18 protein-coding genes are annotated in these 23,947 nt (G+C 70.0%); 13 read left to right on the forward strand and 5 right to left on the reverse strand.

From position 1 onward, the window contains the following. The first annotated feature begins 50 nt into the window (after nucleotides 1-50). The 3 genes from AB0395_RS25335 (at nucleotide 51) to AB0395_RS25345 (ending at nucleotide 4,359) form a co-directional block, all read left to right on the forward strand. On the forward strand, nucleotides 51-2,108 hold the full coding sequence (locus AB0395_RS25335) for an APC family permease (RefSeq protein ID WP_366284528.1): 2,058 nt from the start codon (nucleotides 51-53) through the stop codon (nucleotides 2,106-2,108). A 63-nt stretch (nucleotides 2,109-2,171) separates the two neighbouring features. Next, nucleotides 2,172-3,419, forward strand: coding sequence for a class I SAM-dependent RNA methyltransferase (locus AB0395_RS25340; protein WP_366284529.1), 1,248 nt, complete (start codon nucleotides 2,172-2,174; stop codon nucleotides 3,417-3,419). A gap of 676 nt (nucleotides 3,420-4,095) precedes the next feature. After that, complete coding sequence (locus tag AB0395_RS25345; RefSeq protein WP_366284531.1) at nucleotides 4,096-4,359, forward strand: hypothetical protein; 264 nt, start codon at nucleotides 4,096-4,098, stop codon at nucleotides 4,357-4,359. A gap of 149 nt (nucleotides 4,360-4,508) precedes the next feature. On the opposite strand, the gene AB0395_RS25350 is transcribed toward AB0395_RS25345, so the two are convergent. The 3 genes from AB0395_RS25350 to AB0395_RS25360 form a co-directional block, all read right to left on the reverse strand. Next, nucleotides 4,509-4,988, reverse strand: coding sequence for a hypothetical protein (locus AB0395_RS25350; RefSeq protein WP_366284534.1), 480 nt, complete (start codon nucleotides 4,986-4,988; stop codon nucleotides 4,509-4,511). A 198-nt stretch (nucleotides 4,989-5,186) separates the two neighbouring features. Further along, on the reverse strand, nucleotides 5,187-5,942 hold the full coding sequence (locus AB0395_RS25355) for a Clp protease N-terminal domain-containing protein (RefSeq protein WP_366284536.1): 756 nt from the start codon (nucleotides 5,940-5,942) through the stop codon (nucleotides 5,187-5,189). Between the two features lie 62 nt (nucleotides 5,943-6,004). Beyond that, on the reverse strand, nucleotides 6,005-7,069 hold the full coding sequence (locus tag AB0395_RS25360; RefSeq protein ID WP_366284538.1) for a hypothetical protein: 1,065 nt from the start codon (nucleotides 7,067-7,069) through the stop codon (nucleotides 6,005-6,007). A 147-nt stretch (nucleotides 7,070-7,216) separates the two neighbouring features. On the opposite strand from AB0395_RS25360, the gene AB0395_RS25365 reads away from it, so the two are divergent. The 6 genes from AB0395_RS25365 (at nucleotide 7,217) to mug (ending at nucleotide 15,969) form a co-directional block, all read left to right on the forward strand. After that, nucleotides 7,217-8,143 (forward strand): LLM class F420-dependent oxidoreductase, encoded by a 927-nt coding sequence (locus AB0395_RS25365; RefSeq protein ID WP_366284540.1) that lies wholly within the window; start codon nucleotides 7,217-7,219, stop codon nucleotides 8,141-8,143. A 129-nt stretch (nucleotides 8,144-8,272) separates the two neighbouring features. Continuing rightward, on the forward strand, nucleotides 8,273-9,799 hold the full coding sequence (locus AB0395_RS25370) for a 3' terminal RNA ribose 2'-O-methyltransferase Hen1 (protein ID WP_366284543.1): 1,527 nt from the start codon (nucleotides 8,273-8,275) through the stop codon (nucleotides 9,797-9,799). Further along, complete coding sequence (locus AB0395_RS25375; protein WP_366284546.1) at nucleotides 9,792-12,383, forward strand: polynucleotide kinase-phosphatase; 2,592 nt, start codon at nucleotides 9,792-9,794, stop codon at nucleotides 12,381-12,383. Before AB0395_RS25370 ends, AB0395_RS25375 begins: the two co-directional genes overlap by 8 nt. A 108-nt stretch (nucleotides 12,384-12,491) precedes the next feature. Then, nucleotides 12,492-13,664 (forward strand): VLRF1 family aeRF1-type release factor, encoded by a 1,173-nt coding sequence (locus AB0395_RS25380; RefSeq protein ID WP_366284548.1) that lies wholly within the window; start codon nucleotides 12,492-12,494, stop codon nucleotides 13,662-13,664. Nucleotides 13,665-13,949: 285 nt separating this feature from the next. Next, nucleotides 13,950-15,359, forward strand: coding sequence for a sugar porter family MFS transporter (locus AB0395_RS25385; RefSeq protein ID WP_366284550.1), 1,410 nt, complete (start codon nucleotides 13,950-13,952; stop codon nucleotides 15,357-15,359). A gap of 61 nt (nucleotides 15,360-15,420) precedes the next feature. Beyond that, on the forward strand, nucleotides 15,421-15,969 hold the full coding sequence (gene mug, locus AB0395_RS25390; RefSeq protein ID WP_366284553.1) for a G/U mismatch-specific DNA glycosylase: 549 nt from the start codon (nucleotides 15,421-15,423) through the stop codon (nucleotides 15,967-15,969). Between the two features lie 66 nt (nucleotides 15,970-16,035). Here mug and AB0395_RS25395 read toward each other — a convergent pair whose 3' ends face one another. Together AB0395_RS25395 and AB0395_RS25400 are read right to left on the reverse strand one after the other, a co-directional pair. Further along, entirely contained in the window at nucleotides 16,036-16,623 is a 588-nt protein-coding gene (locus AB0395_RS25395; protein WP_366284556.1) for a DUF1707 domain-containing protein, read from the reverse strand. A 7-nt stretch (nucleotides 16,624-16,630) separates the two neighbouring features. Next, nucleotides 16,631-17,443: a PadR family transcriptional regulator gene (locus AB0395_RS25400; RefSeq protein WP_366284559.1), complete on the reverse strand. Its 813-nt coding sequence runs from the start codon at nucleotides 17,441-17,443 to the stop codon at nucleotides 16,631-16,633. Between the two features lie 155 nt (nucleotides 17,444-17,598). On the opposite strand from AB0395_RS25400, the gene AB0395_RS25405 reads away from it, so the two are divergent. From AB0395_RS25405 to acnA, 4 genes are all read left to right on the forward strand, one after another. After that, a complete protein-coding gene (locus AB0395_RS25405; protein ID WP_366284561.1) occupies nucleotides 17,599-18,273 on the forward strand; it encodes an MFS transporter in 675 nt (224 codons plus the stop codon). 1,047 nt (nucleotides 18,274-19,320) lie between these two features. Continuing rightward, on the forward strand, nucleotides 19,321-19,620 hold the full coding sequence (locus AB0395_RS25410) for a hypothetical protein (protein WP_366284564.1): 300 nt from the start codon (nucleotides 19,321-19,323) through the stop codon (nucleotides 19,618-19,620). 477 nt (nucleotides 19,621-20,097) lie between these two features. Then, nucleotides 20,098-20,826, forward strand: a complete 729-nt coding sequence (locus AB0395_RS25415; RefSeq protein WP_366284566.1) for a metal-dependent hydrolase — start codon at nucleotides 20,098-20,100, stop codon at nucleotides 20,824-20,826. Nucleotides 20,827-21,021: 195 nt separating this feature from the next. Then, nucleotides 21,022-23,793 (forward strand): aconitate hydratase AcnA, encoded by a 2,772-nt coding sequence (acnA, locus tag AB0395_RS25420; protein WP_366284568.1) that lies wholly within the window; start codon nucleotides 21,022-21,024, stop codon nucleotides 23,791-23,793. The last annotated feature ends 154 nt before the right edge of the window (nucleotides 23,794-23,947 follow it).

Raw genomic sequence — 23,947 nt, forward strand, 5'->3', positions numbered from 1 at the left:
GGGAGTGCCGCGTCAGCGGGGCGTATGGATGGGGACTAGCATCGGCAGACGTGTCAAAGGTGACGGACCTCGTCAAGCGCCTTTTCATCGGGCGCGCGCTGCGCAGCACGCAGTTACATGAGCAATTGCTCTCCAAGCGCATCGCGCTGCCCGTTTTCGCGAGTGACGCGCTCTCCTCGGTCGCCTACGCGCCGCAGGAGATCCTGGTCATCCTCTCCATCGCCGGACTTTCGTTCTACCACTTCGCACCGTGGGTGGCCATCGCGGTCGTCCTGGTGATGCTCACGGTGGTCGCGTCCTACCGGCAGAACGTGCACGCCTACCCCAGCGGGGGCGGCGACTACGAGGTGGCGACGGTCAACCTGGGGCGCAACGCCGGTCTCACCGTCGCCAGCGCCCTCATGGTCGACTACGTGCTGACCGTCGCGGTCTCGGTGGCCAACGGTGTCGACTACGTGGGCGCGACCATCCCCTACGTCGCCGAGCACAAGCCACTGGTCGCGATCGCCATCGTCGTCCTGCTGACGCTGGTCAACCTGCGCGGCATCCGCGAGTCCGGCGCGGCGTTCGCGGTCCCCACGTATGCCTTCATGATCTCGGTCATCGGCCTGGTCGCCTGGGGCGCCTTCCGGCTGCTCGTCCTGGGCGACGAGCTGCGCGCGCCGACGGCCGACTACCAGATCGTGGCCGAGCAGACCGACCTGACCTCCCTGGCGGCGGCGTTCCTGATCCTGCGCGCCTTCTCCTCCGGCTGCGCCGCGCTGACCGGCGTCGAGGCGATCAGCAACGGCGTCCCGGCGTTCCGCAAGCCGAAGAGCAAGAACGCCGCGACCACACTGCTGATGATGGGCCTGATCGCGGTGACGATGTTCGCCGGCATCATCGCGCTCGGCCTGGCCTCCGGCGTCAAGCTCGCCGACCCGGCGAGCGTCGCCCACGACGTGCTCATCAACGGCAAGCCCGCCGGGCCCGACTACTACCAGCAGCCGATCATCGCCCAGGTCGCCGACGCGGTCTTCGGCAACGGGTCGCTGTTCTTCATCGCCATCGCCGCGGTCACCGCGCTGATCCTGTTCCTGGCGGCCAACACCGCCTTCAACGGCTTCCCCGTGCTCGGCTCCATCCTGGCCCAGGACCGTTTCCTGCCCAGGCAGCTGCACACCCGGGGCGACCGGCTGGCCTTCTCCAACGGCATCGTCATCCTGGCCGCCGGGGCCTGCCTGCTGCTGTGGGGTTTCCAGGCGGACGTCAGCCGTCTGCTCAACCTCTACATCGTCGGTGTCTTCGTCTCGTTCACGCTCAGCCAGACCGGCATGGTCAGGCACTGGACCCGGCACCTGAAGACCGAGACCGACCCGAAGGTCAGGGCGCAGATGCGGCGCTCGCGGGTCATCAACTTCTTCGGCGGCGTCATGACCGGCGTGGTGCTGGTGGTCGTGCTGCTGACCAAGTTCACCCACGGCGCGTGGATCGTCTGTGTCGCCATGCCGGTGCTGTTCCTGACCATGAAGGGCATCCACCGCCACTACGAGAACGTGGCGGCCGAGCTGGCCGTGGCCGAAGACCTCCAGGTGGACGAGTCGATGCTGCCCGCCCGCAACCACGCCGTGGTCCTGGTCTCCAAGATCCACAAGCCGACCCTGCGCGCCCTCAGCTACGCCCGCGCCACCCGGCCCTCCACGCTGGAGGCGGTGACCGTCGGCGTCGAGGGCGAGGAGGCGCGGGCGCTGCAAGAGGAGTGGGAGCGCAGGGGCATCCCGGTCCCGCTGAAGATGCTCGACTCGCCCTACCGCGAGATCACCCGGCCGATCCTGGAGTACGTCAAGTCACTGCGCCGCCGCTCTCCCCGCGACGTGGTGACCGTCTACATCCCGGAGTACGTCGTCGGCCGCTGGTGGGAGCACCTGCTGCACAACCAGAGCGCGCTGAGGCTCAAGGGCCGCCTGCTCTTCCAGCCCGGTGTGATGGTCACCAGCGTGCCCTGGCAGCTGCACTCCTCTGACCGCCTCAAGGGCCGTCCCGAGCCTTCCGCTCCCGGCGCGGTTCGCCGCCCCCGCCACGAGGCGGCCAGGAACGAGATGGCCCGGGACCAAGACGCCAAGGCATAACCTTTCGTATGTACTCCTGACCGCGGGGAGGCGTGACCGACGACGAAACCTGGGAGCATGGCGATGGCGATCGAACTGAATGTGGGACCCGTCGCGCACGGTGGCTGGTGCGTCGCTCGCCATGACAACCGGGTGATCTTCGTACGGCACGCGCTCCCCGGAGAGCGTGTGCTCGCCGAGATCACCGAGGAGACCTCCAGGTTCCTGCGGGCCGACGCGGTCGAGATCCTTGACCCCTCCCCGGACCGGGTGACCCCGCCGTGCCCGTTCGCGGGCCCCGGCCGCTGCGGGGGATGCGACTGGCAGCACGCCTCCCTTGACGCCCAGCGCCTGCTGAAGAGCGAGGTGGTCGCCGAGCAGCTGAGGCGGCTCGCCGGGATCGAGTGGAAGGGCATCGTGGAGGAGGTGCCCGGAGCCCCGGACGGCCTGGGCTGGCGTACCCGCGTCCAGTTCGCCGTCGACCGTGAGGGAGTCCTGGGCCTGCGGCGTCACCGCTCCCACGACGTCGAGCCGGTCGACGCCTGCCTGATCGCCCACCCCGAGGTGGAGAACGTCGGCGCCGAGGTCATGAACTGGCGTAACGCCTCCTCGGTCGAGGTCATCGTCTCGAACACGGGGGACCAGGCCGTCGTGGTCGCTCCCAAGCCGCGCCGTACGGTGGCCGTGCCCGACCTCGACACCAGCGTGGCCGTCTTCGTGGACGAGGGCAGGGGGCACACCCGGGTCGTCCACGGCCGCAACCACCTGGTCGAGCGCGTCGGTGAGCGCGACTTCCAGGTCACGGGAAGCGGCTTCTGGCAGGTTCACCCCGGTGCGGCGGCGACCCTGCTCGCCACGGTCATGGAGTTCGCCGCCCCACAGCCGGGGGAGTGGGCCCTCGACCTCTACTGTGGCGTCGGCCTGTTCGCCGCGGGCCTGGCCAAGGCGGTCGGCCCCGAGGGGGCGGTTTTCGGCATCGAGTCCGAGTCGGTGGCCGTGCGCGACGCGGAGCGAAACCTCCGCGACCTTCCCCAGGCCCGCTTCGCCCGGGGTCGCGTCGAGAACGCCCTCGACCACTTCGGCATCGAGCGCGCCGACCTGGTCGTCGTCGACCCGCCCCGCGCCGGTCTCGGCCGCGAGGTCGTCGACCGCCTCTCGGCCCTCGGCGCGAGCCGGATCGTCTACGTCTCCTGCGACCCCGCGACCCTGGCCCGCGACCTCGCCTGGTTCGGCGACCACGACTACCACCTCGCCGACCTGCGAGCCTTCGACGCCTTCCCGATGACCCACCACGTGGAGTGTGTGGCGCTCCTGGTCAGCGACTCGATCTAGCCTCTGACCGGGAGTTGTGCGACTCATCATGTGTCAGCGTGCTCGCGGACACGCGCATGGGAACGCTGTTGCGACCCCTGGCAGGGGCGATGAGACCGTTCGGCAGGCAGCTAGTTCCTGTACGGCCCGTACGGAGTCCGCCTTGCGGGTGATCGCCTTCGTCGCCGCCTTCACCGGAGGCGGAGCAGGAGCACGTTGAGTCTCGGCGATCGCGGCCAACTCCACCTTGAAGTCGATCGCTACGGCCGCTGTGAACGGACGCGACGTGAGGATCTCGCCACACAGTCTTTGTAGTTCATCGGCCCCACGGGCCTTAAGTAACTGCCGTCGCTCAGCAGAGGTGATCTCTGCGTACGCCCAAAGGCTCAAGGTGTTGGTGTGCCCATCCAGACACTCGAAAAGGTAGTACTTGCGGTGCTGTTCTACGCCAGGGAAACGCATACCCTGCCCAATCGCCCGCAGAGCTCCGGCCGGGGAGGGCGGGCTCTCGTAAGGAAGAACCCCCTGATGCGGGGCCTCTTCCGAGCCGGAGGGACGCGGGAAGAGGCGGACGTCGTTATGCGAGGCGAACAGGCGGACCATGCGGCCGAAATATGGGGAACCGAGAGGTCCTCAGACCTGGCAGACGATGATCCTCTGAAGGTGTTCTCCTCCCCAGCCGCAAGGAGCCACCCGCATGAGAATCCGCCGACTGTCCGCCGCGACCCTACTCATGACGGCGCTGGGCGCCACCGTCCTGACCGGCGCGACACCCGCCGTCGCCGCACCCCAGACCAGCACGCACGTCTTCGGTGAGTACTGGGTGGTCGTGTACGGCCCCTACCCCACCCTGGAAAAGTGCCAGGCGGAGCGGGACATCGTCATCCCGATCGGAGACCCGACCGGCCCCTGCTACGGCAACGCTACGGTCGGCTACCGCTTCAAGGTGTACATCAGCTGAAGGCGCAGCGAGCGGACGGGCATCCCGGGCCCGGGGCGCGGACGGGCTCCCGGACCCGGGGCCGCAGTCACCCCTTGGCGGCCTTCCGCGGCGCCGTCCACGCCGCGTGTACGGCCGATCAGTTGATCACGCGCGGGCGTTCGCGCGGATCAGGTGTCAAGCGGTGACGGGTGATCCTGGATCGCACGCGCCTCCTCGGCGAGGAGCCGCCCTCCTGCCGCGAGCTTCTCCAGGTTCTCCGGGGTGCACCTCGCGAGGTAGCGCTGCAGGTCCTCACGGTCGCCGACGTAGGCCATCCACAACGCCATCTTGATGGCATGCCTGTCGTGCTCTTCGGGATCCAGGGTGAGGATCACCTCTCGCATCGCCGCGTTGATCGCCTGCACCGTCTCGTCGGGCTCGCCGTCGATGACCTTCTCCAGCCATCCGGTGCCAACCCATTCGGCGCGGCCTTCGTCCCACTGCACGTGGATTGAGCAGCACACGCCGTCCCGATCGGTGTCATAGGGTCTCTCGGCGCCCGCCTTGTCGCTCTGGCCTGCGGTGACCGCACCGAGCCTGTCGTGGACCCAGTGCCGTACCCGGGTGCCGACGGGGAGATGTGCTTGCGCCTGCTCGATGGTGATCATCGAGGCTCCTCACGAGACCAACGCCAATGTGTTCCCGACACCGTACAGGGGCGGCCGAGCTCGGTCTCGCCCTTGGCGAGGATGCGTTTGCGGTTGGCGCGGCAGCGGGCCACGCCCGGGGCGATGAGAGCCGTACGGCGCGCGGGCGATCTCCGTGACGGTGCCGGGGACGCCGGGATTGGGACAGGTGACCCGATCTCAGGTCTCCCCGCCCGGGCCCAGCCGTTCCTCGAGCCGTTCCAGGCGCTGGAGGACGGGCCGCAGCTCCTGGCGGATGGCGGCCGACAGGGTCTCGTCCGAACCGCCGGGGGCCGGAGCCGTCGCGGTCCGGTCCTGTGCCCTGAGGTGGACGTAGCCCGCCAGCGCGGCGGTGACGGCGCGGCGGGTCAGCCTCGGTTCGGCACCGAGCCCCCTGAGGATGCGGCCCGCGGCCCCGTCCAGTTCGGAGATCAGGCCGAGGAGCAGGTGCTCACACCCGATGTAGTTATGCCCCAGGGCGATCGCGTCGGTGACGGTCAGTTCGAGCGCGGCCGCCGCGGACCCGCTGAAGCGCAGCGCAGGACCGCCGGGCGCGGCGCCTTCCCGGTCGAGGGCGTCCAGCTCGCGCCGTACCTGCCCGGGGTCGATCTCGACAGCGCGCAGGACGTGCAGGGCCAGGTTGGCACCCTCCGCCAGCAGGCCGCTGAGCAGGTGCTCCGTGCCGACCGCGGCGGTCGCCTCCGCGCGTGCCTCCTCGACCGCGAGCTTGATCACGGTGCGGGCGCGCGGTGTGAAGTTGGCGAAGCGGGCGCTCTGGTCGTCGAGGTCGGGGGCGCTCAGCCCGGTTTCCCTGATCGCGGTGATGCGCCGTACGGCTTGCTCCAGGGCGCGCTGGCAGACGGCGGAGACCGGCACCCCCGCCACCTTGACCGCCTCCGCCAGCTCGTCGGGCAGATACACGTTGATCTTCGGCATGTCTCCTCTGTGGGGTTATTAACGGTTTATAACCCACGTATAACCCCGTGGGGGGCGCCTGTCTAGCGCGCGAGGTTCGTCAGGAGGCGGGACACGCCGGAGGAGGGGGAGGCGCCCCTGGTGGAGAGCCAGGCCATCCCCTTGCGGGCGCTGAAGGCGACCAGCCTGCGCGCGTCGGCTGAGGTCAGATCGCCGGAACCGGCCAGGACGGGGGAGAGGGCGATCCGGTGCCAGGTGCCGGACCCGCCCAGTGATCTGGTGATCTGGGGATGGGCCGCCTGAACGGCCGAGGCGATCGGCCGCAGCCGGGACCGGCCCGCGTGGCCGCCCCGGATCGGGACGAGGAGGTTGACCGCCGAGATCTCGGCCCCGCGGTCCCGGGTGGTCCTGAGCATCTCCTGGTCGCCGTTGCTCAGGCCGCTCCCGTTCGCGGGCAGGGTGAAGCTCACGGTGAGGGGCCTGCTCGCCGCGGCGCCCTCGCGCTGGAGGGTCGCGATGGCGTCCGCGCGGCGCAGGACGGCCGCCTCGTCGCCCCGCTCCCTGATCTCGAAGTCGATGTAGCCCGCGCCGAAGGCGCCGACCACCCGCCGGTAGGCCTCGACGAGGCGTTTCTGGTCGGTGCAGGTCGTGGCCAGTTCGCGGCCAGAGGGGCCGCCGAAGGCGAGCCCCGCGTCGCCGCCCGCCGCGCGCAACCGGCCCAGACCGCTCGCGACGGGGGCTCCGTCCCGCTCTCCGTCCCGCTCTCCGTGACCGCTCCACCCCGGGGTGCAGCCGTCCGCTCCCGCGGTGAGGTGCCCCAGGGTGAACCAGCGGACGTGGTCACGCGAGACCGCCTCGGGCAGCGCGAAGGGCGGATCCCCCGCGGCGTCCACGAACGTCACGAAGCCGGAGGGGCGGGAGATCCGTCCGGGCGCGCCGGCGGCGGCGGGTCTGGCGCCGGGCGGGGGAGCGGCGGGAGCCGGATGCCAGGCCCGCGCAGGAGGTCCGGGGATGCCCGAGGGCAGCAGCCAGAGCGCGGCGCCGGTCCCGGCGACGAGCGCGAGGGACGCGAGCGCGACGAGGGAGCCCGGCGGGGTGCCGGGCTCGCGGACACGGCGCGCGGCAGGGCGTTCTGTCGCCACCGACATGGGATCCACCTCCTCGACGGCACAGAACGGTGGCGATGGGTGCCTGAACGGTCACTTTGCGCACCGGAGGTCTGAACGGTAGCAAGTGTTCCGCCACGCCGTTGGCTTTCTATGGATGCCGTCCGGAGTGCCCGGATAATGGTGTTCATGAAGTTGAGGATCATGACTGAGCCGCAAGAGGGCACCACCTACGACGAGCTCCTGAGCGTCGCCCAGGCCGCGGAACGGCTGGGCTTCGACGCCTTCTTCCGCTCCGACCACTACATGCGGATCCGCAAGGGCGACCCGGGGCCCGGCTCGAGCGACGCCTGGATAACCCTGGCGGGCCTGGCCAGGGACACCTCCACGATCAGGCTCGGCACTCTGGTCACCCCCGTCACCTTCCGGCTCCCGGGGCCGCTGGCGATCAGCGTGGCCCAGGTGGACCAGATGAGCGGCGGCCGGGTCGAGCTGGGCCTCGGCACCGGCTGGTTCGACGCGGAGCACGTTGCGTACGGGATCCCCTTCCCTCCGGTCAGCGAGCGCTTTGGCCGGTTCGAGGAGCAGTTGGAGATCCTGGTCGGGCTCTGGACCACGCCGGTGGGCAAGACGTTCTCCTTCGAGGGCGCCCACTACCGGCTGGCGGATTCGCCTGCCCTGCCCAAGCCCGTGCAGAGCCCCAGGCCGCCGATCATCATCGGTGGCTTCGGTGCCAAGCGCACCCCGCGCCTGGCCGCGCGGTTCGCCGACGAGTACAACCTGCCCTTCCATACCCTGGGGGACACCGGCGTGGCCTTCGACCGGGTCAGGAAGGCGTGTGAGGCGCAGGGGCGTGACCGGCCGATCGTGTTCTCCGCCGCGCAGGCCGTCGCCGTCGGCACCGGGGACGCCGAGCTTGCGCGCCGCGCGGAGGCGGCCGGGCAGGACCTCGCCGCCCTGCGGGCGAGCGGTCTCGCGGGCACCCCCGCCGAGGTGGTCGACAAGATCGGTAAGCTCGCCGAGCTTGGCGCGGAGCGGGTCTACCTGCAGGTGATGGACCTGTCGGACCTCGACCAGCTGGAGCTGATCGCCGCAGAGGTTCTTCCCCACGTGTGACCCGCCCCCTCTATAGCGGGATATAGCGGGGCATGACGGGGCGAGGTCTGATCGGGCAAATCCCCCTAAATTATGCAGGAAGTGATAATCCATGGCAGGGCGGATCGAGCATCGGGCACACTGAGCCGGGTGTTGCTCACGATCTCCACGACTCTGCGGCCCGCCACGGACCTCGGCTTCCTGTTGCACAAACATCCGGACCGGGTCCAGGAGTTCGGCCATTCGTACGGCGTGGCCCGGGTCTTCTATCCGGAGGCCGGCGAGGAACGTTGCACGGCGGCGCTGATGCTCGACGTCGACCCGGTCCGGCTGGTGCGCTCACGCGGCCGGTCGACGCCCGACTACGCGCTTGGTCAATACGTCAACGACCGCCCCTACGCCGCGTCCTCGCTGCTGGCAGTCGCGCTGGCGGACGTGTTCCGCACGGCGCGCACGGGGCGCTGCCGCAGCCGCCCTGAGCTGGCCGCGCGGCCGATTCCGCTGGAGATCGCACTGCCCGTGCTGCCCTGCCGGGGCGGCTCCGAGCTGGCGCACCGGTTGTTCGAGCCGCTCGGCTGGGAGGTCGAGGCGCTGGCCGTACCGCTGGACGAGGGGTTCCCCGAGTGGGGCGACTCCCGTTACGTCCGCCTCTCGTTGCGCGGCGAGGTGCGCCTGGCCGACGCGCTCAACCAGCTGTACGTGCTGCTTCCCGTGCTCGACGACGCCAAGCACTACTGGGTCGCCTCGGACGAGGTGGACAAGCTGATCAGGGCAGGCGAGTCCTGGCTGGCGGCCCACCCGGACAGGAACCTGATCGCCCGCCGCTACCTGGGCAGGCGCTGGGCCCTGACTCGCACCGCCTTCGCCCGCCTGGCCGAGATCGGCGACGACGTGGAGGAGGACCTCGAACCTCCCGTCGAGGAGGACTCCCCGGTGACCGGCCCCGACCCCGGCCTTCCCCCAGAGACGGAGACGGAGACCGAGCCCGGGCTGCTCCCCGCGCCCGAGCCGCCCTCCGCGCCCGCGCGGCCGCTGAACACGCTGCGCCGCGAGGCGGTGGTCGGCGTGCTGACCGAGCTCGGCGCACGCAAGGTCATCGACCTGGGGTGCGGCTCCGGGCAACTGCTCGGGGAACTACTGGGCAGGCCGGAGTTCGCCAGGGTGACCGGAGTCGACGTTTCCGCGCAGGCGCTGACGTTCGCGGCCAGGAGGCTGAAGCTCGACCGGATGCCGGAGCGGCAGCGGGAGCGGCTCGAACTGTTCCAGGGCGCGCTGACCTACACCGACGAGCGGTTCGCGGGCTACGACGCCGCGGTGCTGATGGAGGTCGTCGAGCACGTCGACCCACCCCGCCTCGGCGCGCTCGAACGGGTCGTCTTCGGCACCGCCAGGCCGGGGAACGTGATCGTGACGACGCCCAACGCCGAATACAACGTGCGTTACGACTTTCTGGACGGCATGCGCCATCCGGACCACCGCTTCGAGTGGACCCGGGCCGAGTTCAGGGCGTGGGCTGCGGGGGTCTGCGATGAGTACGGCTACCGCGTCACCTTCCGCCCGGTCGGCGACGACGATCCCGAGGTCGGCCCGCCGACCCAGATGGCCGTTTTCGCCGCGGAGAGCGCGGAGAGCGTGAAGAGCGTGGAGATCCTGCAGGGGGGAGCCGGAGATGACTGAGATCGCCGTGCCGGAGATGTCGCTGGTCGTGCTCGTCGGAGTCTCCGGCAGCGGGAAGTCGACCTTCGCCCGCAGGCACTTCACGCCGACCCAGGTGGTCTCCTCGGACTTCTGCCGCGGACTGGTCGCCGACGACGAGAACGACCAGTCCGCGACGCCCGACGCCTTCGACGTGCTCAACTACATCGTCGGCACCCGCCTGAGACGAGGCCTGCTGACGGTGGTCGACGCGACCAACGTCCAGTGGGAGGCGCGCAAGAAGCTGATCGACCTCGCCAAGTCCCACAACGTCCTGGTCGACGCGATCGTGCTGGACGTCCCCGAGGAGGTGGCGATCGAGCGCAATGCGGCCAGGCCGGATCGGGCCTTCGGGCCGCAGGTGGTCAGGCGCCAGCGCAAGGAACTGCGGCGGTCCATGGGGAAGATCTCCAGGGACGGCTTCCGCCGGGTCCATGTGCTGCGCGGCGTCGAGGAGGTCGAGGCCGCCGCGGTCGTCAGGGAGAGGGCTTGGACCGACAGGCGCGACCTGGCGGGCCCCTTCGACATCGTTGGCGACGTGCACGGCTGCCGCGCCGAGCTGGAGACGCTGCTGCGCGCGCTGGGCTGGGAGATCGCCCCCGGCGGCACCGGCGCGACCCACCCCGAGGGCAGGACGGCGGTGTTCGTCGGCGACCTCGTCGACCGGGGACCGGACTCGCCGGGCGTGCTCAGGCTCGTCATGGGCATGGTCGAGGCGGGGACCGCCCTGTGCGTCTCCGGCAACCACGAGCAGAAGCTGGCCCGCGCGCTCAACGGGCGCAAGGTGCGGGTCGCCCACGGGCTGCAGGAGTCGCTCGACCAGCTCGCCGCGGAACCCGAGGAGTTCCGCCAGGCCGCGCTGACCTTCATGGACGGCCTGATCAGCCACTACCAGCTCGACGGCGGCAGGCTCGTCGTCGCGCACGCCGGGCTCAAGGAGGCCTACCACGGCCGTGCCTCGGGGCGGGTGCGCTCCTTCGCGCTGTACGGCGAGACCACCGGCGAGACCGACGAGTACGGCCTGCCGGTGCGCTACCCGTGGGCGAGGGAGTACCGGGGCCGGGCGATGGTCGTCTACGGCCACACCCCGGTTCCCGAGACCGAGTGGGTCAACAACACCATCTGTCTCGACACCGGCGTCGTGTTCGGCGGGAAGCTGACCGCGTTGCGCTACCCGGAGAGGGAGACCGTCTCGGTTCCGGCGGAGCGGGTCTGGTACGAGTCGGTCAGGCCGTTCACCGCCCCGGGCCACCGCGAGCCGGGTGTGCTGTCCATCGAGGATGTCAGGGGCACCAAGCACATCGAGGTGCGGCACGGCGGCGGCCGTATCAAGGTCAGGGAGGAGAACTCGGCCGCGGCGCTGGAGATCATGAGCCGCTTCGCGGTCGATCCGCGCTGGCTGGTCTACCTGCCGCCGACGATGGCGCCGCCGGAGACCTCCGCGCTCGACGGTTACCTGGAGCACCCGGCTGAGGCGTTCGCCGAGTTCGCGGCGGCAGGGGTCACCCGGGTCGTGTGCGAGGAGAAGCACATGGGCTCGCGGGCGGTGGCCGTACTCGCCAGGAACCCGAAGGTCGCGGCGGCGCGGTTCGGCGTCACCGACGGTACGGCGGGGGCGGTGTACACCCGCACGGGAAGGCCCTTCTTCGACGACGGCACCGAGCTGACCGACCGGCTCGGACGGGTGTGCGAGCCGCTCATGGACGAGCTCGGCTCCGATTGGCTCGTGCTCGACTGCGAACTGCTGCCCTGGTCGGCCAAGGCGGAGGGGCTGATCCGCAGCCAGTACGCGTCGGTGGGAGCCGCCGCCCGCACCGCGCTGCCCGAGGCGGTCACCGTGCTGGAGGCGGCGGCCGGGCGCGGGTTGGATGTGGGCGATCTACTGGACCGCACCCGTCGCCGCCTCGTCAACGCTTCCCGGTTCAGGGACGCCTATGCGCGTTACTGCTGGCCGGTCTCAGGCCTGGACGGGATACGGCTGGCGCCGTTCCAGATCCTGGCCTGCGAGGGCAGGGCGACGGCGCTCGAGCCGCACTCCTGGCACCTGGAGAAGCTGTCCGGGCTCACCGATCCGCTCATCACCCAGACCCGGCACGTGTTCGTCGACCTGACTTCGCAGGAGTCCAGGGACGCGGCGACCGGCTGGTGGGAGGCGCTGACCGCGGAGGGCGGGGAGGGCATGGTGGTCAAGCCTCTCGATCCCCTCGATTTCCTGGTCGGCGGGCGGGAGGGCAGGGACCCGCGGGGACAGGACGGTACGGCGGGGCCGGGCGAACCCGAGGGCGGGGCCGGAGGCACGGCCGCGCGCTTCAGCCGCGTGCAGCCGGGGATCAAGGTGCGCGGCCGGGAGTACCTGCGGATCATCTACGGTCCCGACTACACCGAGAGTCTTGACGTCCTGCGCCGCCGCTTCCTGGGGCGCAAGCGCTCGCTCGCCCTGCGCGAGCACGCCCTCGGCCTCGAGGCGCTGTCGCGGCTGGCCGAGCGGGAGCCGCTGTGGCGGGTGCATGAGCCCGTCTTCGCGATCCTGGCCCTGGAGTCGGAGCCGGTTGACCCACGCCTGTGACCCGTGGGTAAAGACACGTGCAGAAGGAGGGCATATTACCCACCTCGCCAATAACCCCCTCCATATCGCTCCCTAGTGTGGTGAGAACTCGACCACCAGGGGGACGTCGTGGAATTCGAGCGATTCGATCGTGCCGCTCTGCGGGAGGTCGCCTCCATGAGCGACGAGCTGGGAGTGCTGTCGTTCTACGTGACGGCCTCCCCACAGGAGGAGTCGTCGACCCGGCCCGCGTGGCGGATCCGCTTCGGCAACGAGCTGTCCGGGCTGCGGGAACGGGTGACGGCCGACCCGGACAGGACACGGCGGATGGCCGTGCTCAAAAGACTCGAAGAGCTGGAACTGGACTTCCGGCAGCTTCTCGACCCGTCCGAGTCCGGCCTGGGGCGGGTCATGTTCGTGCCGGTCGGCGACGGCGAGGTGCGGTCCTTCTCCTTCCAGCTGCCGGTGGCCGACCAGACCGTGATGGAGTCGACGGCCTACGTGCGCCCGCTGGTCAACGCGGTCGAGACCGCGCCGCCCGCGGGCCTCGTCGTGCTCTCCCGCGATGGCCTGGGCATGATCGACTACCGGTACGGCCTGGCGGAGGACATCGGCAGGGCCTCCTTCGAGATCCCCGTCGAGGAGTGGAAGCAGATGCGCGGCCCCGCGACCTCGGAGATCGCCAGGTCGGCCGCGACGCACCGCGACAAGTTCGAGCGCCGCGTCGAGGAGAACCTCACCCGGCAGCTGCGCGCCGCGGGACCGGGGATAGCCGAGGAGGCCCAGCGGCGGGGCTGGCAGACGATCGTGCTCCTCGGCGACGTCCAGCTCACCGAGATCGTGGCCCCCTTGGTGGGCGGTGACGTCATCCAGGTCGACGCGGTGGTCGACTCGCTGCCCCCGTCGAAGCTGGCCGAGTACGTGGAGCCGCAGCTGCTGGCCGCCCGTACCCGCCACGGTGTCGAGCTGGTCGACCGGGCGAAGGACGCCGCCCTGTCCGGTGGGCCGGGCGCGCTGGGTCTGGAGGCGACGCTCGACGCGCTGAACGGCAGCCGGGTGGCGCAGCTGCTGCTGGACGAGTCCAGCGAGTGGAGCGGCTGCCGTACGGCCGACGGGCGGCTCTACCCGCAGGACGTGATCCCTGAGGGCGAGTCACCGGAGACGCTCGTGCCGGACGCCACGATGGGGGAGCGCATGATCGAGCGCGCTCTCGACATCGACGCCGAGGTGATCGTCCTGGACGGCGAGGCCGCGCGGGCCCTCGCCGAGTTCGACGGCGTGGCCGCGATCCTCCGCTGGTGACCGTCCGGCGCCCTTGGTGAGGGTGACCGTTCGGTGCCCCTCCTGAGGGTGACCGTCCGCCGCCCCTCGTGAGGGAGAGGGGAAAGCGCCGGAGCAGGGGGGAGGCGGTACGGCCTGTGGACGGTGAGCCACGGTGAGGTCACATTCGGGCACCGTGAGACACTCCAGGTAGGAGCAGGGGTGTGTTTCCGCAGTTCAGGGCAGATACCGACTTCATGATCGAGAACGGGGCGATCTCGCGGAGGCGGCCCAGTTATACACATGTGTTTCGGGGAAAGGACTGTCATGGTCGGCACCACCCCTTCGGGCACCTCCAAAGAGAACCTCGGGCATGTCGTCTTCATCACCGCCGCGGCGGCGATGGGCGGGTTCCTCTTCGGTTACGACAGCGCCGTCATCAACGGCGCGGTCACCGGCATCAGGAAACATTTCGCCGTCGGCCCGGTCCAGATCGGGTTCGTCGTCGCCATCGCGCTGCTCGGCTCGGCGCTCGGCGCGTGGATCGCCGGGCGCATCGCGGACCGCTGGGGGCGCACCAGGACGATGCAGGTGGCCGCGCTCCTGTTCGCCGTCAGCTCCGTCGGCCAGGCGCTGCCGTTCGCGATCTGGGACCTGGCCTTCTGGCGGGTGCTGGCCGGTGTCGGGATCGGCATGGCCTCGGTGATCGGTCCCGCCTACATCGCCGAGGTGGCGCCGCCCGCCTACCGGGGGCGCCTTGGCTCCTTCCAGCAGCTCGCGATCGTGCTGGGCATCGCGGTCTCCCAGCTGGTCAACTTCGCGATCGGCGAGCTGGCCGGGGGGGACGTCAACAACAAGCTGCTCGGCCTTGAGGCCTGGCAGTGGATGCTCGGCGCCTGCCTGGTGCCCGCGCTGCTCTACCTGCTCTTCTCGACGATCATCCCCGAGTCGCCGAGATTCCTCGTCGCGGTCGGCAAGACGGAGATGGCACGCCGGGTGCTCAGGGAGGTCGAGGGCGACAAGGTCGACCTGGACGAGCGGATGGCGGAGATCCAGAACTCGCTGCGCCTTGAGCACCGGCCGCGGCTGAGCGACCTGCGAGGCCCCTCGTTCGGGCTGCTGCCGATCGTCTGGATCGGCATCCTGCTGTCGGTCTTCCAGCAGTTCGTCGGCATCAACGTCATCTTCTACTACTCGGCATCGCTGTGGCAGTCGGTCGGCATCAACCAGAGCAACTCACTGCTCATCAGCTTCTCCACCTCGATCATCAACATCGTCGGCACGTTCATCGCGATCGCGCTGGTCGACCGGATCGGCCGCAGGCCGTTGCTGCTGATCGGCTCCACGGGCATGACGGCCGCGCTCGCCGTGGCCGCATGGGCGTTCAGCGCGGGCGTCCCCAGCGGCGAGACCGTGAGGCTGCCGTCGCTGCAGGGCACCGTCGCCCTGATTGCCGCGCACGTGTTCGTGCTGTTCTTCGCGCTGTCGTGGGGTGTTGTGGTCTGGGTGCTGCTGGGCGAGATGTTCCCCAACCGGATCAGGGCCGCCGCGCTGTCGGTGGCCGCCGCGGCCCAGTGGGTGGCCAACTGGCTGATCACCGTCTCGTTCCCGGCCCTGTCCAAGTGGAGCCTGTCGGGCGCGTACGTGGGATACGCCTTCTTCGCCGCGCTGTCCTTCTTCTTCGTGTGGTTCAAGGTGCGCGAGACCAAGGGGCGCAAGCTGGAGGAGATGGGCTAGGTTCACCCTTGTGCCCCCGGCTGAGCCAGAGTCTCCGGAAGACCACCGTTCCGCGCGTCCCGTGAGGCCCGCGCCGCCGACGAGGGCCGAGCTGGCCGCGGCGGGAAACCTGACCATCGACGACGTGCTCGGGCCCTCGCTCGACGTGCTGTTCTGCGGTATCAACCCCGGCCTGTACTCGGCCGCGACCGGGCACCACTTCGCCAGGCCCGGCAACCGCTTCTGGCCCGCGCTGCACCGCTCGGGCTTCACCCCCCGGCTGTTCGCCCCCGCGGAACAGTGGGAGTTGCCGTCGTACGGTCTCGGGATCACCAACGTGGTCGCGCGGGCGACCGCGCAGGCGGCCGAACTGTCCCCCGCGGAGTTTCGCGAGGGAGGCGTACGGCTGGCGAGGCTGGTCGCGGAGGCCGGGCCCCGGGTGCTCGCGGTGGCGGGAGTGACCGCGTACCGGACGGCGTTCGGGCAGCCCAAGGCCGCCGTCGGGCCCCAGGAGACCTGGATCGGCGAAACCGCCGTCTGGGTGCTGCCCAACCCCAGCGGGCTGAACGCCCACTGGACGCTGGACCGGATAGCGGGGGAGATGCGGCGGCTCAGGGAGTCTCTCACCTGAGCCGCGTCTCTCACCTGACCGTCACCCGGGTGCTTCCCGGCAGGGGTCAGAGAACGCCGGGGTGGTTCACCGGCGCATGTGGCCGTGGTGGTGCCAGCGCCTGTGGTGGAACATGCCCGCCACGGCCATCACCAGCCAGGCCAGAAACAGGAACTTCAGGGCGCCGAATCCGGTGATCGCCGTCACGACGATCATCACGAACAGCACCGCGACGGCCGGGTGCCCGCCCCTGCGCTCTCCCCGGTGGTGCCGTGCCGCGGCCCGCTGCCAGGCCGCGAACTGCTGCAACGTCGCGGGGTTCTGCCACGAGGCGGCATGGGGCGGCCATCCCGGGTGCCCATGCCGCTGGGCGTGCCTGAGCCTGTGCGCCTCGCGCCACTCCCTGCCCCGGCTCCTGTGGGCCCACGGGTGGTGTTCCCACTGCTCCCCGTACTCCCCACCGCCGTCCGCGACGGCGCCGTGGGGGCCGTACAGGTCGGGCAGCTCGGCGCCTGCGAGAGCCAGGTCGCGGCCGGTGCGCGCGGACAGGACCATGTCGAGGCGCTCGTCGAGCTCCTCGTGGGTCAGCCTGCCCTGCGCGTAGTGCTCGCGCAGGGCCTCCATGGCGGCGTCGCGTTCGGCGTCTCCGATGCGGAGATCGTCGGGAAACGTCATCGTGTGGTCACTCCTCGCCGGGGTCGCCGTCTGCCAAGATCTGGTAGAGCTTGCGGCGCGTCTCGATCATGATCTGCCTTGCCTGGCGGATCTGCGCCTCACTGCCAGTCTGCAACACCTGGAAGAGCGCGACGCCTGACTGGCGGGCCAGATCCATCAATTCCCAGCTGTTGTCGCCGATGTCGGGAGTCATCTCCTCCCATGGCGCGCGGAGTTCGTCCTGGTGCTCGGCGACGTAGGCCTGGCCCGCCTCGGTGAGGCGGAATGACTTGCGCCCGTCGGCCTCCTCGGACAGGACGAGACCCTCGTCGGTGAGCTGCTGCAGCGCCGGGTAGACCGCGCCGGGGCTGGGCTTCCACCCGCCCTGGCTGCGCTTGGCGATCTCCTGGATGATCTGGTACCCATTGCGCGGCTCCTCCGACAGCAGCGCGAGGATCGCGGCGCGGACGTCGCCCCGCTTCGCCTTGCGCCCGCGTCCGAACGGGCCGCCCCCGCCGAACGGCCCCCCGCGCCCGAACGGGCCGCCCCTGCCGAAGTCCCAGGGGAAGGGGCCGCCGGGGAACGGTCCGCCGCGCCGTCCTCCGCGCTCCCTGTGCCGGTGCTCACGGGGTCCGAAGTCGTGTGCCTCATGGTGGTGCGCGCCGTGCGCCTCGTGAGGGCTGTGGGGCCCTTGGGCCCCGCGCGGGCCGGGCCTGCCGTGCTGCCAGCCGACCGCCATGCTCCTGAAGGCCTCTCTGGCCGCGCGCCTCATCTCGCGCCTGAAATCGTGCGAGCCCATGCCCGCCGCCCAGGCGCCTCCCATTGCGTTCGCCGAAGTCATGTGACTACCTCTTCTCTCTTCGCGATCGTCTTTCGATCGCTCTCGATGCTTCAAAGATATATCGAGAGCGTTCTATCGACAACCCCTCACATCGATCGCGCCTCCCGGCGCCCGAACGGCTACGCCGTAACCGTCTAAAGTCTTTAGGTGGTTGCATGATGACCGCTCACCCGGAACAGGCGGTGCAAGCGATGCGGCGGAACGAGACGGTGCTCGTCGGGTTCACGGTGGCGACCAACCTCGCGGACGGGGTGGCCAAGATCGCGCTTCCCCTGCTCGCCGTCGGGCTGACCGACTCTCCGGGCCTGGTCGCCGGGGTCGGGCTGACCCTGACGCTGTCCTGGCTGCTCGCCTCGCTCCACGTGGGCGTGCTGGTTGACCGGAGCGACCGCAGACGCCTGGGCGCCCTGGCCAACCTGGTCAGGCTCGCGGTCGCGCTGGCCCTGCTGACGGCCGTCGCCGCGCAGGCGCTGTCCCTGCCGCTGCTCTATCTGGCGGGCCCCCTCATCGGCCTGGCCGAGGTGGTGGCGAACTCCGCGATCGGCGCCCTGGTTCCCGCCACGGTGCCAAGGGAACGGCTCGGCCGGGCCAACGCCTGGATCGCGGGTGCCGAGACCGTCGCGAACGAGTTCGCGGGCCCGGCCGTCGGCGGCCTGCTGACCGGGGTCGGCGCCGCCCTCACGCTCGGGGCCTCCGCCGGGGCCTTCGCTCACCACCCCGGCCAACCGGCTGCTGGGGCGGTACGGCGCCGCCTCACGCCTGCTGAGCTGGGGAACCCTCCCCTGTCGGCGCGGGTCTGGCCGGCCTGCTCGCCGAGATCGCGGGGCTGAGAGAGGCCTTCATGATCTTCGCTGTGCTGGCCGTTCTGCCGGTCACGCCCTTCTTATTGGCCGTCACGGAGAGTGACATCTCTGTCGCGCGACGAAAAAGTGAGCTAGATCACGTAATTCCTCGCCGAATTTGGAACAACTCCTGAGACCTGCACGTTACAAAGGACATAGACGGGATTCGTTCCGTGCGGGAAGGGCTGGGGGGTGCTTTCGGCGCGGAACGGTCCCGTCTGTCGTTCCTTGAGGAGGAGGGCGGTTCTCCGGAGATTCTCCGGCAGGACCGCCCTTTTTCGTGAAGCGCCCGGGATCGTGCCGCCGTGGGGTCACTGTGGGGTCCCGTGGGGTCACCGTGGGCGCGGGAGGGCCCGGCCGGGGGCCACCGGTGCCGGCCCGGGTGTCCCGCTGCGCCGTGAGCGACCCGGGTGACGTTCGTGTCCAGTCGTTAGCCGTCCGGTTGATCAGGGTAGAGAACCGTTTGTAGAGATCTGCCCCCTAAAGATCGAACAACGGGGGGAGAACTCGGATGAGCATGGTGAGGGCCGGTCTGCTGGCCGTACTCGTGGGAACCGCGGCGGTCGGGGCCATTCAGCACTCGAAGTCGGCGAACGACCGGCCCGCCGGATGGACCAGGCATTCGGGCACCTCGACCGGCAAACGGGCCGGCAACTGGACGATCGGGCGGTCGAACCCGGCGGGCAAACGCGACAGGGACCCGGTGTTCGGGCGGAGTGGGGAGCAGGGCGTCAGACGTTCCGACGGCTGGCGGGCCTGGTGGCCGGACTCAGGCGGACGGCGCGACAGGGCCCGGGGAGTCAGACGGTCCACGGGATCCGGTGTGCGGGGGGCCGACGGCCGAGCCGGTGTGAGAGGGGCCGACGGCCGGGCCGGTGTGCGGTCGAGAAGCCGGGTGTCCGGGCGATCGGGTCCCTGGGGCGCGGGGCGCGCAGGAAATCGGGGCTTCGAGTGGCCGGAGGACCGGGCGGCCGGGCGGCCGAGGGGGCGAAGGGCCGGACGGTCGGACGACTGGACCGGCAGGCGGTCCAGACGATGGACCTTCGGGCGCTCCGAGGACTGGAGCGACAGAGGTTCGAGGAGCCGGGGCTTCGAGGACTGGAGTGGCAGGGGTTCGAGGAGCCGGGGCTTCGAGGAGCCCTACGCCCGGGGTGGCGGGCGGTCCAGGAACCGGAGATACGAGCAGTCGGACGACCGGACCGGCAGGCGGTCTCCGAGGTGGAGGTCCGGGCCGTCGGACGACTGGACCGCGAGGCGGTCTCCGTGGGAGCGGGACGACGCCCGGTCGTTCGGACGGGGGAGAAACTGACGACGGGGGAGAAAACGACACGGTGACCGCATGGCCTCGCCGTGCCGGTTGTCCGTGCTTTCACCCTGCTTCTACGGTGCTTCTACGGTGCTTCTACCGTGCTTCTACCGTGCTGGTTGTCGTCCTGGCGCCGGTACGGCGAGCGGTTGGGCGAGCCCGTCCGGCGCCGGTGAGCGGCACGCTCCCCGGTGAACGTTTCCGGCTCCTCTGAGCCGTTTCGGTCGACGCGATCGGTGTGGCCAGTCGGCTGATGGTCACCTGAGCGCGCGGGCCTTTCGTGGCCTTTTCGCAGCCTTTTCGCGGGCCTGAGCCGGGAGTGTCCCGGAACCTCTTCGGCGGACCAGGCGCCTTGAGTACGTTTCACCCCGGGACTCCCTACGGCTGACTCACCCCGGGGCCTCTTACGGCCGACACGCCGATGGTGGAAAATGACGCGATCCTCCACTTGGGGTGGGCTTTGCCGTACAGTCGACCAACGTGATCTTGATGGGAGTGTTTGGCCGATGATGGGGCACACGCACGCGCTGACGGGAGCAGTGGCGTGGCTGGGGGTGGCGCCGACGCTGGCGGCCCTGCCGCTGCTCACGGAATCCTCCAGGTTCATAGAGACCGGCGTCATGGTGAACGCGCTCACCCCGGCCGAGTTCGTCGCCGGAACACTGGTCTGCGCCGGGGCCGCGATGCTGCCGGACCTGGACCATCCGAGCGCGACGATCGCCCAGACCTTCGGTCCGATCACCTGGGGACTCAGCAAGGCCGTCGCCTGGCTGAGCGGAGGCCACCGCCACGCCACCCACTCGCTGCTGTTCGCGATCGCCATCGGGTTCGGGGCCCACTACCTGGCCAACACCTATCCGATCGGCAGGGACATCCTCGTCGTGCTGCTCATCGGCCTGGCGCTGCGGGCGATCGGCATCGGCGTGCCGGGCAAGAAAGTCGCCTCGGCGATGGTCAACATCGGCCTGACGGCCGGGCTGTTCGTGGTCTTCCGCAGTGAGAACGTGGGCTACGCCTGGCTGGGGCTGGCCGTCGCGGTCGGCTGCCTGGTGCACGTCGTAGGAGACTGTTGCACGGAGCAGGGCTGTCCCGTGCTGTGGCCGATGCGGCAGCGCTGGCTGCTGCCGTGGAAGATCGGCATTAAGACGGGCCGTGCTTTCGAGCAGAAGTTTCTCGCCCCGGCACTTTCCGTCGTTGTTCTCGGGCTGCTGTACTTCCGGCTCGTCCAGGCCTGACCATACTGATAAGTAACTTGATGTCGAGATATATGCCGCGATATCTTGATGTCGAGACAACCGCTGCAACCTGTGGGTGATCCGCTGGTTAGGCATACCTAACCGACTGGGGCACTCCGACGGTGCGGCAGGATTCAGTTGCGCCCTTTTTGTGTGGGTGCGTCAGACAACCCAGGGTGATAAGGGAGGCGAACCGTGTCCGCGAACAGCTTCGGCAGCCGTGACACGCTCCGCGTCGGTGACGCGGGATACGAGATCTATCGGCTGGACGCCGTCGAGGGGTCGGGACGCCTCCCGTACAGCCTGAAGATCCTCTTGGAGAACCTGCTCCGTACCGAGGACGGCGCGAACATCACCGCCGACCACATCCGCGCCCTCGGCCAGTGGGACCCCACCGCCGCGCCCAGCGTGGAGATCCAGTTCACCCCGGCCCGCGTGATCATGCAGGACTTCACCGGCGTGCCCTGTGTCGTCGACCTGGCCACCATGCGCGAGGCCGTACGCGACCTCGGCGGCGACCCCGCCAGGATCAACCCGCTCGCGCCCGCGGAGATGGTCATCGACCACTCCGTGATCGTCGACTTCTTCGGCGGCGCCGACTCCTTCCAGCGCAACGTCGACAGGGAGTACGAGCGCAACCGCGAGCGCTACCAGTTCCTGCGCTGGGGCCAGACGGCCTTCGACGAGTTCAAGGTCGTCCCGCCGGGCACCGGCATCGTGCACCAGGTGAACATCGAGCACCTCGCCCGCGTCGTGATGATCCGCGACGGCAAGGCCTACCCGGACACCTGCGTCGGCACCGACTCTCACACCACCATGGAGAACGGCATCGGCGTCCTCGGCTGGGGCGTCGGCGGCATCGAGGCCGAGGCCGCGATGCTCGGTCAGCCGATCTCCATGCTGATCCCGCGCGTGGTCGGCTTCAAGCTGACCGGCAAGCTCCCCGCCGGGGCCACCGCGACCGACCTGGTGCTCGTGATCACCGAGATGCTGCGCAAGCACGGCGTCGTCGGCAAGTTCGTCGAGTTCTACGGCGAGGGCGTGTCCAGTGTGCCGCTGGCCAACCGGGCCACGATCGGCAACATGAGCCCCGAGTTCGGCTCGACCTGCGCCATCTTCCCGATCGACGGCCAGACCATCGACTACCTCACGCTGACCGGCCGCTCCGCGGAGCAGGTCGCGCTCGTCGAGGCCTACGCCAAGGCCCAGGGCCTCTGGCTGGACCCCTCCGCCGAGGAGCCGGTCTTCTCCGAGTACATCGAGCTGGACCTGGCCACGGTCGTCCCGTCCATCGCCGGTCCCAAGCGCCCGCAGGACCGCATCGCGCTGTCCGACGCCAAGCGGGCCTGGCGCGCGGCCGTCAAGGACTACGCCCCGGCCGTCCTGGGAGCGGTCGACGAGGCCTCTGACGAGTCGTTCCCCGCCTCCGACTCCCCGGCGGTCGACCACGAGACCAACGGCGACAAGCCGCACGCCGCCGGTCTCAACGGCGACCGTCCCCGCAGGCCGGTCCAGGTCACGCTGGCCGACGGCACGAGCTTCGAGATCGACCACGGCGTGGTGACGATCGCGGCCATCACCAGCTGCACCAACACCTCCAACCCCTACGTCATGATGGGCGCCGCCCTGCTGGCCAGGAACGCGGTGGAGAAGGGTCTGACCCGCAAGCCGTGGGTGAAGACCTCCCTCGCCCCCGGCTCGCAGGTCGTGACCGGCTACTTCGAGCGTTCCGGCCTCCAGCCGTACCTCGACAAGATCGGTTTCAACCTGGTCGGCTACGGCTGCACCACCTGTATCGGCAACTCGGGCCCGCTGCAGGAGGAGATCTCCGCCGCCATCCAGGCCAACGACCTCGCCGTCACCGCGGTGCTGTCCGGCAACCGTAACTTCGAGGGCCGGATCAACCCCGACGTCAAGATGAACTACCTGGCCTCCCCGCCGCTGGTCGTCGCCTACGCCCTCGCGGGCACCATGGACCTCGACCTGAACACCGAGCCGCTGGGCACCGGCACCGACGGCGAGCCGGTGTTCCTCGCCGACATCTGGCCCTCGCCGGAGGAGGTCTCCGCGGTCGTCGCGGCCTCGATCGACCAGGACATGTTCCTGCGCGACTACGCCGACGTGTTCAAGGGCGACGAGGCCTGGCAGTCGCTGCCGATCCCGACCGGCAACACCTTCGAGTGGGACCCGGCCTCGACCTACGTCCGCAAGGCCCCCTACTTCGACGGCATGCCGTCGGAGCCGACCCCCGTCACCGACATCACGGGCGCGCGGGTCCTGGCCAAGCTGGGCGACTCGGTCACCACCGACCACATCTCCCCGGCCGGCGCCATCAAGGTCGGCACCCCCGCCGCCGACTACCTCAAGGCGAACGGCGTCGAGGTCAAGGACTTCAACTCCTACGGCTCCCGCCGCGGCAACCACGAGGTGATGATCCGCGGCACCTTCGCCAACATCCGGCTGAGGAACCTGCTGCTCAACGGCGTCGAGGGCAGCTACACCCGCGACTTCACCCTTGAGGGCGGCCCGCAGTCCTTCATCTACGACGCCTCCGCCAACTACCAGGCCGCGGGCGTCCCGCTCGTCGTCCTGGCGGGCAAGGAGTACGGTTCCGGCTCCTCCCGTGACTGGGCGGCCAAGGGCACCGCGCTGCTCGGCGTCCGCGCCGTGATCGCCGGGTCCTACGAGCGCATCCACCGCTCCAACCTCATCGGCATGGGCGTGCTGCCGCTGCAGTTCCCCGAGGGCGAGACGGCCGAGTCGCTGGGCCTGACCGGCGAGGAGACCTTCGACATCACCGGTGTCGAGGAGCTCAACGCCGGAGGCATCCCGCGGACCGTCACGGTCAGCGCGGATGGCAAGGAGTTCCAGGCGGTCGTGCGCATCGACACCCCCGGAGAGGCCGACTACTACCGCCACGGCGGCATCATGCAGTACGTCCTGCGCTCCCTGCTCGCCAAGAGCTGAGCCGGATCGTGACAGCGGCCTGATCCGAGCCCACGCTCGGGCTCAGGCCGTGAACGGACGCAGGAAAGGAAGACGGGCGCGGAGAGGGTCAGGCCGACGGAGAGGGAGGCCTCGACGGCGCCGAGGCCTCCGGGGGTTGGCGCGGCCGAGCCGA

Origin of the sequence: Streptosporangium sp. NPDC051023, from assembly GCF_040689595.1 — a bacterium.
GTDB lineage: Bacteria > Actinomycetota > Actinomycetes > Streptosporangiales > Streptosporangiaceae > Streptosporangium.

Excerpts from the sequence above, each read along its gene's own strand:
- AB0395_RS25340 (WP_366284529.1), top strand. The coding sequence starts at position 2,172 with ATGGCGATCGAACTGAATGTGGGACCCGTCGCGCACGGTGGCTGGTGC.
- AB0395_RS25345 (WP_366284531.1), top strand. The coding sequence starts at position 4,096 with ATGAGAATCCGCCGACTGTCCGCCGCGACCCTACTCATGACGGCGCTG.
- AB0395_RS25350 (WP_366284534.1), bottom strand. The coding sequence starts at position 4,988 with ATGATCACCATCGAGCAGGCGCAAGCACATCTCCCCGTCGGCACCCGG.
- AB0395_RS25355 (WP_366284536.1), bottom strand. The coding sequence starts at position 5,942 with ATGCCGAAGATCAACGTGTATCTGCCCGACGAGCTGGCGGAGGCGGTC.
- AB0395_RS25360 (WP_366284538.1), bottom strand. The coding sequence starts at position 7,069 with ATGTCGGTGGCGACAGAACGCCCTGCCGCGCGCCGTGTCCGCGAGCCC.
- AB0395_RS25365 (WP_366284540.1), top strand. The coding sequence starts at position 7,217 with ATGAAGTTGAGGATCATGACTGAGCCGCAAGAGGGCACCACCTACGAC.
- AB0395_RS25375 (WP_366284546.1), top strand. The coding sequence starts at position 9,792 with ATGACTGAGATCGCCGTGCCGGAGATGTCGCTGGTCGTGCTCGTCGGA.
- AB0395_RS25385 (WP_366284550.1), top strand. The coding sequence starts at position 13,950 with ATGGTCGGCACCACCCCTTCGGGCACCTCCAAAGAGAACCTCGGGCAT.
- AB0395_RS25395 (WP_366284556.1), bottom strand. The coding sequence starts at position 16,623 with ATGACGTTTCCCGACGATCTCCGCATCGGAGACGCCGAACGCGACGCC.
- AB0395_RS25400 (WP_366284559.1), bottom strand. The coding sequence starts at position 17,443 with ATGACTTCGGCGAACGCAATGGGAGGCGCCTGGGCGGCGGGCATGGGC.
- AB0395_RS25405 (WP_366284561.1), top strand. The coding sequence starts at position 17,599 with ATGATGACCGCTCACCCGGAACAGGCGGTGCAAGCGATGCGGCGGAAC.
- AB0395_RS25410 (WP_366284564.1), top strand. The coding sequence starts at position 19,321 with ATGGACCTTCGGGCGCTCCGAGGACTGGAGCGACAGAGGTTCGAGGAG.
- AB0395_RS25415 (WP_366284566.1), top strand. The coding sequence starts at position 20,098 with ATGATGGGGCACACGCACGCGCTGACGGGAGCAGTGGCGTGGCTGGGG.